Annotated in this window: 14 protein-coding genes; 7 read left to right on the top strand and 7 right to left on the bottom strand. The window is 44.2% G+C overall.

What is annotated here, in order from left to right:
• Nucleotides 1–24 precede the first annotated feature (24 nt).
• The 5 genes from HMPREF1212_RS08520 to rfbA form a co-directional block, all read right to left on the bottom strand.
• The gene (locus tag HMPREF1212_RS08520; protein ID WP_028728203.1) at nucleotides 25–1,422 is read right to left on the bottom strand and encodes an undecaprenyl-phosphate glucose phosphotransferase; all 1,398 of its coding nucleotides are present in this window, start codon (nucleotides 1,420–1,422) and stop codon (nucleotides 25–27) included.
• A gap of 100 nt (nucleotides 1,423–1,522) precedes the next feature.
• Nucleotides 1,523–2,671 (bottom strand): OmpA family protein, encoded by a 1,149-nt coding sequence (locus tag HMPREF1212_RS08515; RefSeq protein ID WP_028728204.1) that lies wholly within the window; start codon nucleotides 2,669–2,671, stop codon nucleotides 1,523–1,525.
• 112 nt (nucleotides 2,672–2,783) lie between these two features.
• Nucleotides 2,784–3,935, bottom strand: a complete 1,152-nt coding sequence (gene gmd, locus HMPREF1212_RS08510) for a GDP-mannose 4,6-dehydratase (protein ID WP_046149066.1) — start codon at nucleotides 3,933–3,935, stop codon at nucleotides 2,784–2,786.
• Between the two features lie 13 nt (nucleotides 3,936–3,948).
• Nucleotides 3,949–5,022 (bottom strand): GDP-L-fucose synthase family protein, encoded by a 1,074-nt coding sequence (locus HMPREF1212_RS08505; RefSeq protein WP_046149065.1) that lies wholly within the window; start codon nucleotides 5,020–5,022, stop codon nucleotides 3,949–3,951.
• Complete coding sequence (gene rfbA, locus HMPREF1212_RS08500; protein ID WP_028728207.1) at nucleotides 5,019–5,894, bottom strand: glucose-1-phosphate thymidylyltransferase RfbA; 876 nt, start codon at nucleotides 5,892–5,894, stop codon at nucleotides 5,019–5,021. Before rfbA ends, HMPREF1212_RS08505 begins: the two co-directional genes overlap by 4 nt.
• A 142-nt stretch (nucleotides 5,895–6,036) precedes the next feature.
• Between rfbA and HMPREF1212_RS08495 the strand changes: the two genes are divergently transcribed.
• On the top strand, nucleotides 6,037–6,609 hold the full coding sequence (locus HMPREF1212_RS08495; protein WP_046149064.1) for an HdeD family acid-resistance protein: 573 nt from the start codon (nucleotides 6,037–6,039) through the stop codon (nucleotides 6,607–6,609).
• A gap of 135 nt (nucleotides 6,610–6,744) precedes the next feature.
• Here the strand turns inward: HMPREF1212_RS08495 and HMPREF1212_RS08490 are convergent, their stop codons facing one another.
• Nucleotides 6,745–7,845: a T9SS type A sorting domain-containing protein gene (locus HMPREF1212_RS08490; RefSeq protein WP_082099853.1), complete on the bottom strand. Its 1,101-nt coding sequence runs from the start codon at nucleotides 7,843–7,845 to the stop codon at nucleotides 6,745–6,747.
• A 172-nt stretch (nucleotides 7,846–8,017) separates the two neighbouring features.
• Between HMPREF1212_RS08490 and HMPREF1212_RS08485 the strand changes: the two genes are divergently transcribed.
• The 6 genes from HMPREF1212_RS08485 (at nucleotide 8,018) to HMPREF1212_RS08460 (ending at nucleotide 14,527) form a co-directional block, all read left to right on the top strand.
• Entirely contained in the window at nucleotides 8,018–10,015 is a 1,998-nt protein-coding gene (locus tag HMPREF1212_RS08485; RefSeq protein ID WP_046149062.1) for an OPT family oligopeptide transporter, read from the top strand.
• 8 nt (nucleotides 10,016–10,023) lie between these two features.
• Nucleotides 10,024–11,337 carry a SpoIID/LytB domain-containing protein gene (locus HMPREF1212_RS08480; protein ID WP_046149061.1) on the top strand — a complete coding sequence of 438 codons (1,314 nt, stop codon included), beginning with the start codon at nucleotides 10,024–10,026 and terminating at the stop codon, nucleotides 11,335–11,337.
• 302 nt (nucleotides 11,338–11,639) lie between these two features.
• Entirely contained in the window at nucleotides 11,640–13,100 is a 1,461-nt protein-coding gene (locus tag HMPREF1212_RS08475; protein WP_046149060.1) for a sodium:solute symporter, read from the top strand.
• 5 nt (nucleotides 13,101–13,105) lie between these two features.
• Nucleotides 13,106–13,708: a ribosome biogenesis GTP-binding protein YihA/YsxC gene (yihA, locus tag HMPREF1212_RS08470; RefSeq protein ID WP_046149059.1), complete on the top strand. Its 603-nt coding sequence runs from the start codon at nucleotides 13,106–13,108 to the stop codon at nucleotides 13,706–13,708.
• A gap of 205 nt (nucleotides 13,709–13,913) precedes the next feature.
• Nucleotides 13,914–14,216, top strand: a complete 303-nt coding sequence (locus HMPREF1212_RS08465; RefSeq protein ID WP_225608045.1) for a hypothetical protein — start codon at nucleotides 13,914–13,916, stop codon at nucleotides 14,214–14,216.
• Nucleotides 14,201–14,527 (top strand): type II toxin-antitoxin system RelE/ParE family toxin, encoded by a 327-nt coding sequence (locus tag HMPREF1212_RS08460; RefSeq protein WP_046149058.1) that lies wholly within the window; start codon nucleotides 14,201–14,203, stop codon nucleotides 14,525–14,527. Before HMPREF1212_RS08465 ends, HMPREF1212_RS08460 begins: the two co-directional genes overlap by 16 nt.
• A gap of 62 nt (nucleotides 14,528–14,589) precedes the next feature.
• Here the strand turns inward: HMPREF1212_RS08460 and HMPREF1212_RS08455 are convergent, their stop codons facing one another.
• The gene (locus HMPREF1212_RS08455; RefSeq protein WP_046149057.1) at nucleotides 14,590–16,890 is read right to left on the bottom strand and encodes a TonB-dependent receptor; all 2,301 of its coding nucleotides are present in this window, start codon (nucleotides 16,888–16,890) and stop codon (nucleotides 14,590–14,592) included.
• Between the last annotated feature and the right edge of the window lie 24 nt (nucleotides 16,891–16,914).

Below are 16,914 nucleotides of genomic sequence, written 5' to 3'. Positions count from 1 at the left end.
ACAAAAAGTGTGCAATTTATGAGTTTAATAGGCATTCTTTTCTCCTTTTGACATATTCAGAACTGTCACCACTATGATCTTCAGATCCAGGAAAAATGACCAGTTCTCGATGTACCACACATCTCTTTTCACACGGCCTTCCATCTGTTCCAATGTCTTTGTTTCTCCCCGGTAACCGGTAACCTGCGCCCAACCTGTAACCCCCGGTTTCACCAGATGGCGCACCATATATTTATCTATAAGAGCAGAATATTGTTCAGTATGTTTCAACATATGAGGACGCGGTCCCACAACCGACATTTCTCCTTTTAACACATTAATAAACTGGGGAAACTCATCCAGGTTCGTGCGACGAAGAAAGTCTCCGATGCGGGTTTTACGGGGATCATCTTTTGCAGCCTGCAATTTATCGGCATCTGCATTCACCCGCATTGTACGGAATTTATAACATTCGAACTCCTGCCCATACAGACCTGTACGTTTTTGTTTAAAAAAGATCGGCCCGGGAGATGTCACTTTTATCAAAGTACCGATAATAACATATAATATCGGATAGATCGTCAATAAAACCCCCAGAGAGAAAACAATATCGAAGGATCGCTTCAATGCCCGGTTATAAGCAGCCTGCAACGGTTCACGACGAATTGCTAATAATGGAATAGACTCCATTATCTCCATCACAAGACTCTTCTTGATATTTCGGTAAAATTCAGGGACAATATAGAAACGGATCATGTGCTTTTCGGCAAAATTCATTATCCGCAATATTTTCTCATCCTGTGTTCCAGGCAAAGTACAATAAATTTCGTCTATATCATTTGCCTGTACATAACTCTCCACATCATGCGTCATACCCAAATAATTCGGCAATACACTTTTCAAAGATAAATTATCATCAAAAAAGCCCATAACACTAAAGCCGTACGAAAGATCATCTTTCATAACCCGATACAACTCCATACCATTCTTTCCAGCCCCCACTATGATAATCTTCTTAAAGTTATGTCCCTTTCTCCGATACATCTTTAAAGTTACTCGAACTAAAACACGCCAAAGAGAAAAAATGACAACCGTCACGACATAATAAACCAGCAAGAATGTAGCCAACACATCGCCTATATTGAGAAATATAAGGCAGGTTGCAAATAAAAAGACCATTATAGAGACAAGAGCAAACGCACGCTGAACAATCTTATCTATAAAGATAACGGCCACATGCAATTGCATCGGTATAAAATAGAGAGAAAAGAAGTAACAAAAATTCAATAAAAGAACGACCTCCCTTAAACTCGAGGAAATCATTTTCGTATAAAACTCCCCTAACCCATTATAGACAGCAAAGAACAGCAGATTTATCACAAGTAAATCTCCCATCCCTATACACCATTGGATAAGGTAACCATGTTTTTTGTCGAATTCCATAATTGTGTTCTAAAATTCCACAAAAGTAAGCATAAATATGTGCAAAAAAAAGGCCGCACAACATAATGTGCAGCCTTTTTCAGATATAATTAAAAAATAATTAATTATTTGCAGACATGATTACAACACGGTTCCAGTTGTTTTCGCTATACGGCTGCTCGTCAGAACCTCTCCATTCGATAGTGATCTGGTTAGAGTTGATACCGTATTTCTCGATCAATTCTTTAGCAACGGCTTTAGCACGTTTTTCAGAAAGACCCATGTTATATTTCGAATTTCCTGTATTCTTATCAGCATAACCGATAACCTTGATCGGAGTATTGTTACCCTTCATGAATTCAGCAGTATTATAGATATTGATCTGCTGGTTCTTATCGATCTTAGAACTGTTAAGACGGAAGTAAACTACATTGTCAACATAGTTGTTTACAACATTTGTCACTACTTCTTCACATTCAGGACAAGATTCCGGACGTTTGCTCAGCTCATCGTTAGCAGCACGCAAAGAGTTGATCTGATTGTTCAAATCGTTCAACAAAGCATAATCCATCGGTTCCAATACTTCGAAATTAGTTTTACCCAATTTGAATGTCAAACCTGCACTTAACTGAACGATACCGTCAGACAGGTGATACATAGAAATACGGTTAAACTGTTCGTTCAGCAATGAACCCTGAACTTCCACGTTCAAATCAACACGGTTGCTCAAACGGAAAGCAGTAAGGATACCGGCATTCAATGTAGGAGATTCTGTTCTTGCAAACTCAGCAGATTCTGTAGTTTTGAAACGCTGTGCATAACCAAAACCAACCCAAGGAATCAAACGGAAAACTCTCTTTTCATTATAAACACCCCAGAAGTTAGTCACATCCCATAACAAATCTACGTGAGCAGCTGCATATTTGTTGTGCTGCATCTTAGTAGCATTACCATCCTGATAAAATCCGTGTAAAATACCACCGTTCAACTGAGCACGGAAAGCCAGATACGGATTAAACCATTTACCAAACGAGAACTGAGGAGCAAAATTCAAACGGTTACCAAAATCCGCTTTATTATTCTGGTCACCTAATAACATACTTGCACCACCAGCAACAGAAATAAACCAATTGTCGCCAGCTTTGTTTTTCTTGAAATTTGTCTTATAACCTTTTTCAGTACTAAAACCAACTTGTGGTTTAAATTCCTGTGCAGACACAGAGAAAACGAAACCTGACAACAAAGCCAAAAGTAATACTTTAGTCTTCATATTCATCAACATTTTAATTAAACAATCAATTACCTCAAATAACGCTCAAATTTAGAGCAAAATTAACTCTTTTTTCAAATAAAACAAACTAAATCTATGTTTTGTTCTTAATTTATTCAAAATAATTCAGAATTTTGTACCCGCCTTCCCGGAGATAAGACTCTTTTTTCATAAGCTTCACATCGTTCTGCATCATATCCTGAATAAGAGCATCAAGGCTGTATTTCGGCTCCCAACCTAACCGGGTACGAGCCTTCGTAGCATCCCCGATAAGCAAATCAACCTCTGTCGGACGAAAGTACTGTGGATCAACTCCGACAACTTCCTCCCCTATTCGTTCCTTGAAACTTTCGAGGTAAGACTCACCTACTTTCTCTATAAACATTTTTTCGTCAATATAGTTTAATAAAGCAACCTCATTAACATTTTCTCCTTTGAAAATAACTTCTACCCCTATTTCCTTAAATGCCTTGCTCACGAAATCACGAATAGTCGTGGTTATTCCGGTAGCAATTACATAATCAGAAGGTTCATCCTGTTGGAGAATGGCATGCATAGCACGAACATAATCCTTTGCATGCCCCCAGTCACGTTTAGAAGACAGATTTCCCAGATAAACTTTTTTCTGCATCCCCAGTGCAATACGTGACACCGCACGGGTTACTTTACGTGTAACAAACGTTTCACCACGCAACGGCGATTCATGGTTGAACAAGATACCATTGGATGCGTGCATATTATAAGCTTCGCGATAGTTTACGGTTATCCAGTAGCCATAAAGTTTTGCTACGGCATACGGGCTTCTCGGATAAAAAGGAGTTGTTTCCTTTTGAGGAACCTCCTGCACCAAACCGTATAGCTCAGATGTCGAAGCCTGATAAATACGGGTTTTAGTCGTCAGGTTCAGTAAACGGACAGCTTCAAGGATGCGCAAAACACCCAAACCGTCAGCATTCGCTGTATACTCGGGAGTATCAAAACTAACTTTCACATGGCTCATAGCAGCCAGGTTATATATTTCATCGGGTTGTACTTCACCGATGATACGGGTCAGGTTCAAGCTGTCGGTCAGATCGCCATAATGCAGTATCAGGTTTCTGTTCTCTATATGAGGATCCTGATAGAGATGGTCGATACGGTCTGTGTTGAACATAGACGAACGACGTTTGATGCCATGCACTATATATCCTTTCTTCACAAGATATTCAGCCAGATAGGCTCCATCCTGTCCTGTTATGCCTGTAATTAAAGCTACTTTACTCATTATACTAAGTTTATTATTGTTTGTTCAAATACCAGTTATACAAAAGCTCCACACCTTCGGCAATCTCAATCTGATGATGCCAGCCCAGGGCATGAAGTTTACTTACATCGGTTAGTTTACGCAAAGTACCGTCGGGCTTGGATGAGTTGAAGGTAAGCTCACCTTCAAAACCGATCTTTTCACGGATCAGGGTAGCCACTTCTTTTATAGACAATTCCTTTCCCGTACCTATATTAATATGCGTGTTACGAACTTCTATTCCTTCGGGACGGACATCCGAGAAATCGATATGTTCCATAATATAAACGGAAGCGTCCGCCATTTCTTCACTCCAAAGGAACTCACGAAGCGGCTTTCCGGTTCCCCAGAGCTCCACTTTACCGGGGTAAATTCCGTATTTCTCAAGAATTGCCAGAATAGCTTCTTCGGAAGCTTCTCCGGATACGCCTTCTACCGGACGTGTATTCAGATCTTTACGCAACACATCCCAATCTTTCCTGTGCAGACACTTCGCCAGGTGAATCTTACGGATCATAGCCGGAAGCACATGGGAAGTTTCCAGGTTGAAGTTATCGTTCGGGCCATAAAGATTTGTCGGCATCACAGCAATATAGTTCGTTCCATATTGCAGGTTGTAGCTTTCGCACATTTTTATTCCGGCAATCTTTGCAATGGCATACGGCTCATTCGTATATTCCAGCGGAGAAGTCAGCAGACAGTCTTCCGGCATGGGTTGCGGAGCTTCACGAGGATAGATACAAGTGCTTCCCAGGAACAGCAACTTCTTTACATTATTAATATAAGAAGCATGGATCACATTATTTTGTATCATCAGATTGATATAAATAAAATCCGCACGATACACGCTGTTCGCCATAATTCCTCCCACATGGGCAGCAGACAAGAATACATACTCCGGTTTCTCTGATGCAAAAAATTCGTTTACAGCGAGCTGGTCAGTCAGGTCGAGTTCTGTATGCGTCCGCAGAACAAAGTTCGTATAACCTTTCTGTTGCAAGTTCTTCAGAATGGCAGAACCGACCAGACCACGATGACCGGCTACAAATATTTTACTGTCTTTATTCATTCCTTTATCAGTTTCAATAAATACTGACCATATTGATTCTTAATCATCGGAGTGGCAAGTTCTTTCAACTTGTCGGCATCGATCCACCCTTTCCGGAAAGCGATCTCTTCGAGACAGGCCACTTTCAGTCCCTGACGTTTCTCAATCACTTCGACAAAGGTCGACGCTTCCGAAAGCGAATCGTGCGTACCTGTATCGAGCCAGGCAAAGCCACGGCCCAGTAACTGTACTTTCAGCTCCCCGTCGTTCAGGAATTCCTGATTGACTGTTGTGATCTCCAGTTCTCCACGGGCTGACGGCTTAATTTGTTTTGCCACTTCAACCACTTTATTCGGATAGAAATAGAGCCCAACCACAGCATAGTTCGACTTCGGAGCTTTCGGCTTTTCTTCGATGCTCAACACGTTTCCGTCTTTATCGAATTCGGCAACCCCGTAGCGTTCCGGATCGGTGACGTAATAACCGAACACGGTTGCTTTTTGTTCTTTCTCCACATTGTTAACGGCCTCTTTTAACATAGCTGTAAAGCTTTGTCCGTAAAAGATATTGTCGCCCAGCACCAGGCAAGCCGAGTCATTACCAATAAATTCCTCCCCTATAATAAAGGCTTGTGCCAGCCCATCGGGCGAAGGTTGTTCGGCATACTCAAAACGCACACCATAATCCGAACCGTCTCCCAACAACCGACGGAACCCGGGCAGATCCTGTGGAGTAGAGATGATCAATATCTCCCTTATACCTGCCAGCATAAGAACAGATATAGGATAATAGATCATCGGTTTATCATAAATCGGCAACAATTGTTTGGAGACACCTTTGGTGATCGGATACAAGCGGGTACCCGAGCCTCCTGCCAGTACAATACCTTTCATAAGAGCAGACTTTAACTTGTGTATAATTTATTAAACAGACGACAAATGTATATAAAATATTCCGGTTTGTCTTTACCTTAAAACCTTTCTTTCCCACGCTTTGTTACAGAAGAAATTCTTTAATTTTTAAAAGTTACTCAATATGAATGCATTTAACGAAAAAATTAGTTCCGCCGTACAAAACTGGTGGGTTTCTCTTCTGCTGGGATTATTATATATCCTGATTGCAATATGCCTGATGTTCACACCGCTGGCAAGTTATATTGCTTTAAGTATGCTGTTTAGTATAGCCATGTTCGTAAGCGGTACCTTAGAGATCCTGTTTGCCGTATCAAACCGTAAGCATATATCCAGCTGGGGCTGGTATCTGGCAGGAGGTATTATCGACCTGATACTTGGTATCTATCTGATGGCCAGTCCGGGTCTGAGTATGACTGTTCTGCCTTTCATTCTGGCCTTCTGGTTAATGTTCAGAGGCTTCTCTTCAACAGGTTATGCGATGGATCTGAAACGGTTCGGCACCGGAAACTGGGGTTGGTATATGGCTTTCGGTATCCTGGCGATCATTTGTAGTATCGCTATCATCTGGCAACCGGGACTGGGTGTATTCACTCTTGTCTATATGATAGCCTATGCGCTGCTGATCATCGGTATCTTCCGTGTAATGCTTTCTTTCGAACTGAGAAGCTTGCATAAGAGACAAGAAAAAGAATAAGAAAGAACTGAAAACTTCAGCAGAGAAGCGATCAGTATCATATATTATGAGAAGATAGTATCATAATATATAAGAATCAGTTCTCATATATTATGATACAAATCTTCCATTATCCTCTGTAGACAGAATTCTATATTATCGAATAATTACCCGACGGGACTGTTCTCCCTGAGAGGTATAAACATGAATAATATAAAAACCGGAAGCAAGAGTGTTTAGGGGAATACTATGCTGACTGTTGCGAACTGTTTCCCGACGGACAATAGCACCGGATGCATTTATAATGCTTACCTTTCCTTCCTCAATATCTCCTAAATCAAATTCCAGGGTGCGAGAAGAAGAATTCACTGCAATCTTATAATCACGATTAACTCGTATAGTTTCATTATGTGTAATCGTATTGTCGGAATAGAAATTCTGGAACCGAATATAGAGAGTAAAGCCATCGTTTTCCTTATCCGTTTCACGTATCATATTCCGATGCTCATCATATAGATATGTATATTCAAAACCAAAGACCCACTCACCATCTTCTATAAATTCAGTATATTGACTGATTACATTACCCTGATCGTCATAGGTTAGTTGTGCCTTTTGTGAAGGGATCCAATCCTTCATTTCTTCACTCCAGTCGTAATTAGTTCCGCCTAAAACAAGACCGCCATCACTATAAACTGCATCCATTTTATAAATTTCGAGACTTCCATCCGCATGGAAAGTAGTATCCATCACTATCAGAGGATTTCCTTTATCGTCAGACTCAGCAGTCTCCCAAACCCAGTCTTTCACCCATTCGCCGTTTTCATTTCGGTAACTTCTCATTGCCGTTTGGGTAGCAGAAGCATTATAAGTATTGAAAGTTTTATAAACCGGCATCCACTCCCCGTCTACATAAGAATAGGCTCTTTCTTCCGTTTCATAAGAAGTATTTCCAATGTTTTCAGGATAAATATATTCTGTTTTCGAAGAAAGACTCAGGTCACCGTCAGAACTATAAACAGACTTCGTTTCCATCTTTATTTTTCTACCGGATTCATCATAAGTATAATAGGCGATATCCGTCAACTTATTATCACTCCCCTGATAAGTATATGTCGAATCCAAGGCTGTATTCGCCATCCTTAACGATGAAACGGTTTGTGTTGTCCGGTTAAACACTTTCAAAAAATGCCCCGATGTTTGCTGGGCAAAACTAATAACTGGTAATAAACAAATACAAAGTACTAATTTTTTCATTCTCTTTTATTTTATGATTATATCGATAAGACACGAATAAATTCAAAACCCCTATCGCAACGAAAGAAATTTATCAGAAGTAAATTTCTTTTGTGCATTAAAAGAAATAACCTAGCTTTGTAATCTTGTAAGTACTAACAACGGATTAAATCTAACTAAATAAGTAATCACCGTGAAGAAGGAAGATGAAGAAAAGGTAAGCGGACTACCCGAAAATGCCTACAGAGAACTCAAGGAAGGAGAAGTGTATAACCCTATCATGTCGCCAGGCAAGCAATACAAGGAAGTGACCCCGTGGTCTGTTTTCTGGGGGCTGGTTATGGCCGTGATATTCAGTGCGGCAGCAGCCTATCTGGGATTGAAGGTCGGACAGGTATTTGAAGCCGCCATCCCTATCGCCATTATCGCCGTCGGGCTGTCGAGCGGTTTCAAACGAAAGAACGCGCTGGGGGAAAATGTGATTATCCAGTCTATCGGAGCTTGTAGCGGTGTGATCGTGGCCGGAGCTATCTTTACGCTTCCCGCCCTTTATATCCTGCAGGATAAATATCCGGAGATCACGATCAACTTCTTTGAAGTGTTTATGAGTTCGTTGCTGGGCGGTATCCTCGGCATACTGCTGTTGATCCCGTTCCGGAAATACTTTGTTTCGGACATGCACGGTAAATATCCGTTCCCGGAAGCAACGGCTACTACACAGGTACTGGTTTCCGGAGAGAAAGGCGGCAGCCAGGCTAAACCGCTTATCCTGGCCGGTCTGATCGGAGGTCTGTACGATTTTATTATTGCCACCTTCGGATGGTGGAGCGAAACGATAAGCACCCGTATCGTAGGGGTCGGTGAAATGCTGGCCGACAAGGCGAAAGTCGTGCTGAAAGTAAACACCGGAGCTGCCGTGCTGGGACTCGGTTATATCATCGGACTGAAATACTCGATGATCATCTGTGCCGGATCATTCCTTGTCTGGCTGGTCATCATCCCGTTGATGTCCGCCTTCTTCGGGCCGGATGTACTGACTTTGGGAAATGACGCGATCACAGCCACCGTAGGCAGCATGAGCGCGGAACAGATATTTACTACTTACGCCCGTCATATCGGTATCGGAGGTATTGCTACAGCCGGTGTGATCGGTATTATCAAATCATGGGGAATAATCCGTGGCGCGGTAGGTCTGGCAGCCAAAGAGCTGAAAGGTAAAAATACGGAGGTTGATACCGAAGCGGTACGTACGCAGAAAGACTTATCGATGAAGATCATTACGATCGGTATCTTCGCAACACTGATCGTGACTTACCTGTTCTTCCATTTCGGTGTGCTCGACAACTGGTATTATGCACTGATCGGCCTGCTGATCGTTGGAATCATCGCGTTCCTGTTTACGACAGTTGCGGCGAATGCCATTGCTATCGTAGGGACAAATCCGGTGTCGGGTATGACATTGATGACGCTGATTCTGTCGTCCATCATCCTGGTTGCAGCCGGGCTGAAGGGAACAGCCGGTATGGTATCGGCACTGATTATCGGAGGTGTTGTCTGCACGGCATTGTCTATGGCAGGCGGTTTCATCACCGACCTGAAGATCGGTTACTGGCTGGGAAGCACACCGGCCAAGCAACAAACATGGAAATTCCTCGGAACGCTGGTATCCGCTGCTACTGTTGGCGGTGTGATCCTGATCCTGAACCAGACGTACGGTTTTACCACCGGACAACTGGCTGCACCGCAGGCAAACGCTATGGCAGCAGTTATCGAGCCACTGATGAGTGGCTCGGGAGCACCCTGGGTGCTGTACGGTATCGGAGCCGTGCTGGCTATCGTCCTGAACTTCTGTAAGATCCCGGCATTGGCTTTCGCACTGGGTATGTTCATCCCGATGGAACTGAACACACCGCTGCTGATCGGCGGAGCTATCAGCTGGTATGTCGGAAGCCGCAGTAAAGATCAGGCACTCAACACAGCCCGCCTGGAAAAAGGGACTCTGCTTGCTTCCGGTTTTATTGCTGGAGGAGCCCTGATGGGCGTTATCAGCGCTGCCCTACGTTTCGGTGGCGTGAACCTTGTCAATGAGAAATGGCTGGAAGGGAACTTTGCCGAGCCGCTGGCTGTTGTAATGTATATAGCATTGATGGCTTACCTGGCAATAAGTTCAATGAAAGCGAAAAAAGAATAAAATAAATAATGGATGCACCGCTAGTTAATGTTGGGATTATGACGCAGAAGGCTGTCTCTTTCGTGTTCAACGGAGAGTATATCCACACGGAGAGCAGTACCTTCCTGACCGGTGAACAACGGGCGTTGTTCGTAAACGGAAATATTGTGTACAACGGCAAGCTGTACAAAGAACTTTTCTTTGAACCGGCTTCGCCTGCCTCCTCATTCGACCTGAAGGCCGTTACGATCGGAATTGATTTCCATTGGCAACGGCAGGAAGATCAGCGTTTTAAAGGCTCACTTAACCTGGTGGCGGGAAACGAAGGCATTGTTGTTATCAACAGTATCGATGTGGAAGAATACCTGATTAGCGTGATCTCGTCGGAGATGAGTGCCAGAGCCTCGAAAGAGCTACTGAAAGCACATGCCGTGATTTCACGCAGTTGGTTGCTGGCACAGATAGAGAAGACATACCGTTTAGGCGGTGCTCCGGAGAAATACCAGAGCTGCCACCGCGAACAAGATCAGCTGATCCGCTGGTACGACCGCGAAGATCATACGATGTTCGATGTCTGTGCCGATGATCATTGCCAGCGCTATCAGGGTATCACCCGTGCTTCGACACCGATTGTACAGGAAGCGATCGAGGAAACGCGCGGTGAAGTACTGACAGACGGCGAATCGATTTGCGATGCCCGCTTCTCCAAATGTTGCGGAGGCGTAACCGAGCAGTTCGAACATTGCTGGGAGCCTGTGCCCCACGCTTATCTGACTGCTGTACGCGACAGCAAAGAGACTTCTTATCCCGACCTGACCGATCCGACGGAAGCTGAAATGTGGATACGCAACTCTCCCAAAGCCTTTTGTAACACGACCGACAACAGGATATTATTGCAGGTACTGAACAACTATGATCAGGAGACAATGCATTTCTATCGCTGGACAGTATCATATACGCAACAGGAGTTGGCCGAGATGATCCACCGTAAAAGCGGTATCGACTTCGGCGAGATACTGGATCTTGTCCCGCTCGAAAGGGGAACTTCCGGCCGTATCGAAAAGTTACAGATCGTAGGGACACGGCGGGTGTACACGATCGGCAAGGAACTGGAAATACGGCGTACATTGTCGGAGACACATCTTTACAGTTCGGCCTTCGTAGTAGACAGAGAAGATATCCGTGTCAATATCCCCCAACGTTTCGTTCTTACAGGTGCCGGTTGGGGACATGGCGTAGGGCTTTGCCAGATCGGAGCTGCGGTAATGGGTGCAAAAGGATATCCTTACACAAAGATACTGGCACATTATTTCCGGGGGACACAGATAGAGAAAAGATATTGAATCACTTGATAACCATCAACTAAAAAGGCTGCTAATCTCACGATAGCAGCCTTTTTCTTGTGTTTACCTATCTTATCAGCTACAAGTCGTAGCTGGTTTGTCTTGACTCTCACGAGCTCTAACGGTTACAAAGGAACAAACAAAGCCGGAAGGTGACAAACAAAATAGATTAACGGGTGTATTTTCCCCACGAAAGGGGGAATTATGCCGATTAAATTATTTTTCAGTTTTTATCCTTATCTTTGTAACCGAACATTTGACAGGGAGTCCGCTCCCTTGCTCTACTTAATAAGTATCGGTGAATGAATAGCTATATAATCCTTTCCATCATTGCAATTTATTTTGGTATCCTGCTGCTCATTGCATGGATCACGGGAAGAAAAAGCAGCAGCAATGACGCTTTCTTTCTGGGTAACCGTAAGTCACCGTGGTATATTGTCTCTATCGGAATGATCGGGACATCACTTTCAGGGGTGACCTTCGTATCCGTTCCGGGAATGGTGCGCAGTATCGATATGACCTATATGCAAACGGTCTTAGGTTTCTTCTTCGGATACATACTGATCGCCAAAGTCCTTCTACCGCTCTATTATAAGCTGGAACTGACCTCTATCTATTCCTACCTGGGTGACCGTATCGGGCGGCGAAGTTATAAAACAGGAGCCTTTTTCTTCCTTCTGTCCAAGATCGTGGGAGCGGCCGCACGACTTTATCTGGTGGTACTGATCCTGCAACATTATGTATTCAGTACCTGGAATATACCTTTCTGGGTAACTGTTGTTATCAGTATTTTCCTTGTCTGGCTGTATACGTACCGCAGCGGCATCAAAACGATTATCTGGACGGATACGCTTCAGGCGCTTTGCCTGGTTGCCATGCTGGTCGTTATCATCTGGAAGGTAAAAGACAGTATGGAACTGGATATGGGCAGCATGATACAGACTCTTGCAGACAGCCCGCACTTCCGTATCTTTGAGTTCGACGACTGGCATAGTACACAGCATTTCGTCAAACAGTTTTTCAGCGGTATCTTCATCACTATCGTAATGACCGGACTCGATCAGGATATGATGCAGAAGAACCTGTCCTGCAAAAGCCTGAAGGATGCGCAAAAGAATATGTACACCTACGGCTTTGCCTTTACGCCGGTCAACTTCCTGTTTCTTTCGCTGGGCGTTCTGTTACTATCGCTGGCGGCACAAAAGAATATTGCATTGCCTGCGCTGAATGACGATATCCTGCCGATGTTCTGTACTTCTGGTATACTGGGACATTCAATCCTGATCTTCTTTACGATCGGTATCATTGCGGCAGCCTTCAGCAGCGCAGACTCGGCATTGACGGCGCTTACCACTTCCTTCTGTGTTGATATTCTGGGAGTGGAGAAAGAAGAAGCCCGGAAGGCCAAACGTACCCGCCTGATGACTCATTTCCTTATTTCGATCCTGTTTGCGATAATAATCCTTATCTTTAAGGCCGTAAACAGCCGCAGCGTGATCGATGCGATTTACATGATTGCGTCTTATACGTACGGCCCTTTGCTCGGATTATTTGTCTTTGGATTGTTCACAAAGAAACATCCACGCGACAAATATGTTCCTTATATATGCATACTCTCACCATTGATCTGTTTTGCTACGGATTATCTGGTGAAACAATATACAGGCTATGCTTTCGGTTACGAAATGCTGATGGTAAACGGTGCCATCACCTTCTTCGGACTATGGGCTGCCTCGATAAAATATAAATCAATAAAAGATTAACTAAGATGGAAATTAAAAGTGCAGAATTTGTTATCAGTAACACTGACGTAAAGAAGTGCCCCGCAGGAAACTTTCCGGAGTATGCCTTTATCGGGCGAAGTAATGTCGGCAAATCCTCCCTTATCAATATGCTGACCGGAAAGAAAGGGTTGGCCATGACTTCACAAAAGCCGGGCAAAACGTTACTTATCAATCATTTCATGATCAACAACAACTGGTTTCTGGTCGACCTTCCCGGTTACGGTTTCGCCCAACGGGGAAAAGAAGGACGGGAAAACATTCAGCGGATCATCGAAGATTATATTCTGGAACGCGAACAGTTGACCAACCTTTTCGTGCTGCTTGACTGTCGCCACGAGGCACAAAAGATCGACCTCGAATTTATGGAGTGGTTGGGAGAGAATGGCGTACCCTTCTCAATCATCTTTACCAAGATAGACAAGATAAGCAAAGGACGTCTGAAAGAAAACCTGAAAGCCTATCAGGACAAGTTACTGGAGAGCTGGGAAGAACTGCCTCCTATCCTAATCTCCTCCTCCGAGAAAAAGGAAGGACGCGAAGAGATTCTCGGTTATATTGAAGATATAAATAAAAGTTTAAAAGGATAGAACGATCCGGGAGCGACATGGTATCAGGTTGCACGGAATCGCCACAATTATGCCGGAGCGGACATTCTGCCGCTCCGTAAGGTTGCGCTTCACCAAGTATAGTTGCCGTGCGACCTAAGCCTCCTGAATAAAAATGCTATTTTATAGCTTCTTTCCGAAAAAATAAATACATTTGTACTTCATCAAAACCGAAAGGAGTAAAGATATGAAAGCAATGGAATTACAGGGTGAACGCCTGGAACTGTTCAACGAAATCGTTAACCTTGACACAGAGAGTCTCGAGAAGGTAAAAAAGTACATTAAACGTATCGCATCCAACAGATACAAAATTTCACGTGCCAGTAAAGTGGATGACATCGACATCGTCACTGACGAAGAGATTGAAAATGCTATGCGCCCATTTACTGACGAGGAGAAAATAGAAAGATTAATGGTGGCAGAGACCGATCCGGTTTATTATACACAGGAAGAAATGCGAAAAGCCGCTGCTTCATGGAGAAACCTTTAATCATTAAATGGAAACGTACAGCAAGAAAGAAAGCTCGTGTAACTTATGCCTGGTATAAAAAAGAAATGGGTGTCAGAGCAGCCGACAAATTCATAAATGGTATTTTAGAGGCTACCGACTTGCTGGCATTAAATCCCAATATGGGACAGCCTATTGAACTGAAAACCGAAACATGTAAAAGAAATTATCGTTCCTTCGTGGAACATAAGAACCATAAAATCATTTACTATGTAGAAAAAGAGACTATCCATATTGCTGACATTTGGTCCAACAGTCAGGATCCGAAAGAGTTTAGCAAACGATTAAAATAACAAGAAAGGCCGACAGAAGTAAAACAACTTCCATCGGCCTTTTCTTTTATCTGCCAACCAACTTAATAACTGATCTTACAGCCTATGAAATAACTGCGCGGAATACCCGGGCCGTAAATATAACCGGCATCACGCTCCGGCCCTTTATCAAAGTCCTTCTGATACGAGTTGAAGATGTTCTGCACACCGGCATTCACCTGCAAAGTAACAGACTTGTAAAGAGGGAAATCGTATGCCAGCTTCACGTTCAGGTCAAAGAAGTCCTTTGTCTTTTCTTCCTTGTCTTCGGGAATATAACCGGCCAAGTGCTGAACCAGCATGCTTCCGGTATAAGTACCCGTCAAAGAGGCGGTAAAGCGTTTCACCGGAGTGAAGGAAGATGTGAAGTAACCGTACACATCCGGCGAACGGAACATCTTTTTCTGAGGAGCTATATTTTCATTCTCACTCCATGTTTCCGGTTCTTTATAACGACTGCGCTGGATCGTCGCACCTGCCTGTAGCTGCATCCACGAATAAACCGCCTTTGCTTCCAGGTTGATACCCATCACGCGGGCACCTTTTCCGTTACGACGTTCCATCAACAGGTTGTTATCATCATCGCGCCCTATCTCTTCCAGGATGAACACATTACGCAGGTCGGTATAGAAACCTTCGATCAGAAAGTTAGTCTGCACCGGGCCGAAGCGACGGTAAAAGTCAGCCGAAGCACTGATACTCTGCGAATTTTCTTCCTTCAGGTCAGGAGAAATGCTGATGATCGCCACATCGCCCCCCACAGCCGTGATATGCAAATCCTCATCAAATGCCTGAGGAGCACGGAAACCGCTGGAATAAGACATACGCAGATTGATATCGCTGGTCGGGTTAAAACGTACATTGGCACGCGGACTGAATATCGCATGATCGATCAGGTTATGCTTATCCATACGCGCACCTACCAGGAAACTCCATTTCTCATTCTTCCATTCGTTCTGCAGAAAGACGCTACCGATATGCACCGTCTGCTCGATCGTACGGTGATAACCCAACATCTTATCCTGCAAATCATCATAATTATATTCGGCTCCCCCGGTAAATTCGGCAGGCATAAACAGACACTTCTCCCATTCATACGAATACTGTGCACCGCCAACGAAAGTCATATCCGTCGTACTGCCATAGGCATTCGGGTTCTTTCCGGCACCGTAATAACTGTTTCTTTTGGTATGCTGCGCCGAAGTATAGACATTCAGACGGTGTTTGTAATCTTTCGAAAACAGGTCGAACTTCAATCCGCCACCGTTGATATTATGTTCGGTCTGCTCGGCAATATTCGCTTCGTGGGGCGGCAAGTCCAACAGGTCGCCACCACGACGGTACTCATTGATATTGTGATACTCGAAAGTCAACTTGGAGTAAGTACTTGTTTTCAGATAAGAACGGAAACCGAGCGTGCGGGCATTCAGCTTGCCGAGTTCCGTGTACCCGTCGCCATCATGGTCGTAAGCACCACGATAACGGTTCTGGCCGAACATATAAATACCGGCCTTATGGTCGTCCGTCACCAGTGAAGCATTGACAGTCGTATTGTTATCCGCCCGTTCGCCGCCGACCATTGTCAATGAATGAGCGATCTGTGCCGAGTTACGCAACGGCTCTTTGGTGATAATATTGATCGTCCCGGCAATTGCGGAAGAGCCGAACAAGGCCGATCCTCCCCCGCGCATAATTTCTACACGCTCGATCATATTGGCCGGAATCTGTTCCAGTCCGTACACACCCGTCAGGGCACTGAAGATAGGACGGCTGTCTACCAGTATCTGCGTATAAGGGCCTTCCAGACCATTGATACGCACCTGCTGAAAACCACAGTTCTGGCAATTGTTCTCCACACGTACACCGGGCTGGAAGTTCAGACCGTCGGCCAGAGAAGTAGCATGCGTCGTTTCAAACGTCTTCGAATCGAGCACATTCACCAACGAAGGAGCCAACCGGCGGGTCGTCTCGTTACGGTTGGCCGACACCACGACACCGTCCAGTGCCACCAGGTCTTCCTCTGCATCGAAGTTCACTTCCAGGGTTTTCCCTTTCTTCAGCGTAACCGGCTTTTCTATTGTCTTAAATCCCAGTGTCTTCATCACCAGGGTAAACTTCCCTTCCGGCAGGTTCTTCAGATAATAATGGCCGGTAACATCGGTAGACGTACCGATCGTTGTCCCTTTCAGGAATACGTTGATAAAAGAAAGATGCTCACCGGTTTTCTTATCCAGTATATGTCCTACGATATTGGCATCCGAAGGGTTCAAATTGGGGGCATCATCCGCCCATGCTGACGTAACGGCACAGCACAGGCAAAGTATAAGTGTAATAATCTTATTCATTGCGATTTGTTCTGATAAATATAT

It is taken from the genome of Parabacteroides sp. HGS0025, assembly GCF_000969845.1.
Taxonomy (GTDB): Bacteria; Bacteroidota; Bacteroidia; order Bacteroidales; family Tannerellaceae; genus Parabacteroides; species Parabacteroides gordonii.
The sequence above is the reverse complement of the archived record's forward strand: the minus strand, read 5'-3'. Positions and strand labels throughout refer to the sequence as shown.

What these genes read in the sequence shown, in the direction of transcription:
- HMPREF1212_RS08515 (WP_028728204.1), bottom strand. Translation starts at nt 2,671, where the DNA reads ATGAAGACTAAAGTATTACTTTTGGCTTTGTTGTCAGGTTTCGTTTTC.
- HMPREF1212_RS08460 (WP_046149058.1), top strand. Translation starts at nt 14,201, where the DNA reads ATGGAGAAACCTTTAATCATTAAATGGAAACGTACAGCAAGAAAGAAA.
- HMPREF1212_RS08480 (WP_046149061.1), top strand. Translation starts at nt 10,024, where the DNA reads ATGGATGCACCGCTAGTTAATGTTGGGATTATGACGCAGAAGGCTGTC.
- HMPREF1212_RS08520 (WP_028728203.1), bottom strand. Translation starts at nt 1,422, where the DNA reads ATGGAATTCGACAAAAAACATGGTTACCTTATCCAATGGTGTATAGGG.
- yihA (WP_046149059.1), top strand. Translation starts at nt 13,106, where the DNA reads ATGGAAATTAAAAGTGCAGAATTTGTTATCAGTAACACTGACGTAAAG.
- HMPREF1212_RS08490 (WP_082099853.1), bottom strand. Translation starts at nt 7,845, where the DNA reads ATGAAAAAATTAGTACTTTGTATTTGTTTATTACCAGTTATTAGTTTT.
- HMPREF1212_RS08505 (WP_046149065.1), bottom strand. Translation starts at nt 5,022, where the DNA reads ATGAATAAAGACAGTAAAATATTTGTAGCCGGTCATCGTGGTCTGGTC.
- HMPREF1212_RS08465 (WP_225608045.1), top strand. Translation starts at nt 13,914, where the DNA reads ATGAAAGCAATGGAATTACAGGGTGAACGCCTGGAACTGTTCAACGAA.
- HMPREF1212_RS08495 (WP_046149064.1), top strand. Translation starts at nt 6,037, where the DNA reads ATGAATGCATTTAACGAAAAAATTAGTTCCGCCGTACAAAACTGGTGG.
- gmd (WP_046149066.1), bottom strand. Translation starts at nt 3,935, where the DNA reads ATGAGTAAAGTAGCTTTAATTACAGGCATAACAGGACAGGATGGAGCC.
- rfbA (WP_028728207.1), bottom strand. Translation starts at nt 5,894, where the DNA reads ATGAAAGGTATTGTACTGGCAGGAGGCTCGGGTACCCGCTTGTATCCG.
- HMPREF1212_RS08475 (WP_046149060.1), top strand. Translation starts at nt 11,640, where the DNA reads ATGAATAGCTATATAATCCTTTCCATCATTGCAATTTATTTTGGTATC.
- HMPREF1212_RS08455 (WP_046149057.1), bottom strand. Translation starts at nt 16,890, where the DNA reads ATGAATAAGATTATTACACTTATACTTTGCCTGTGCTGTGCCGTTACG.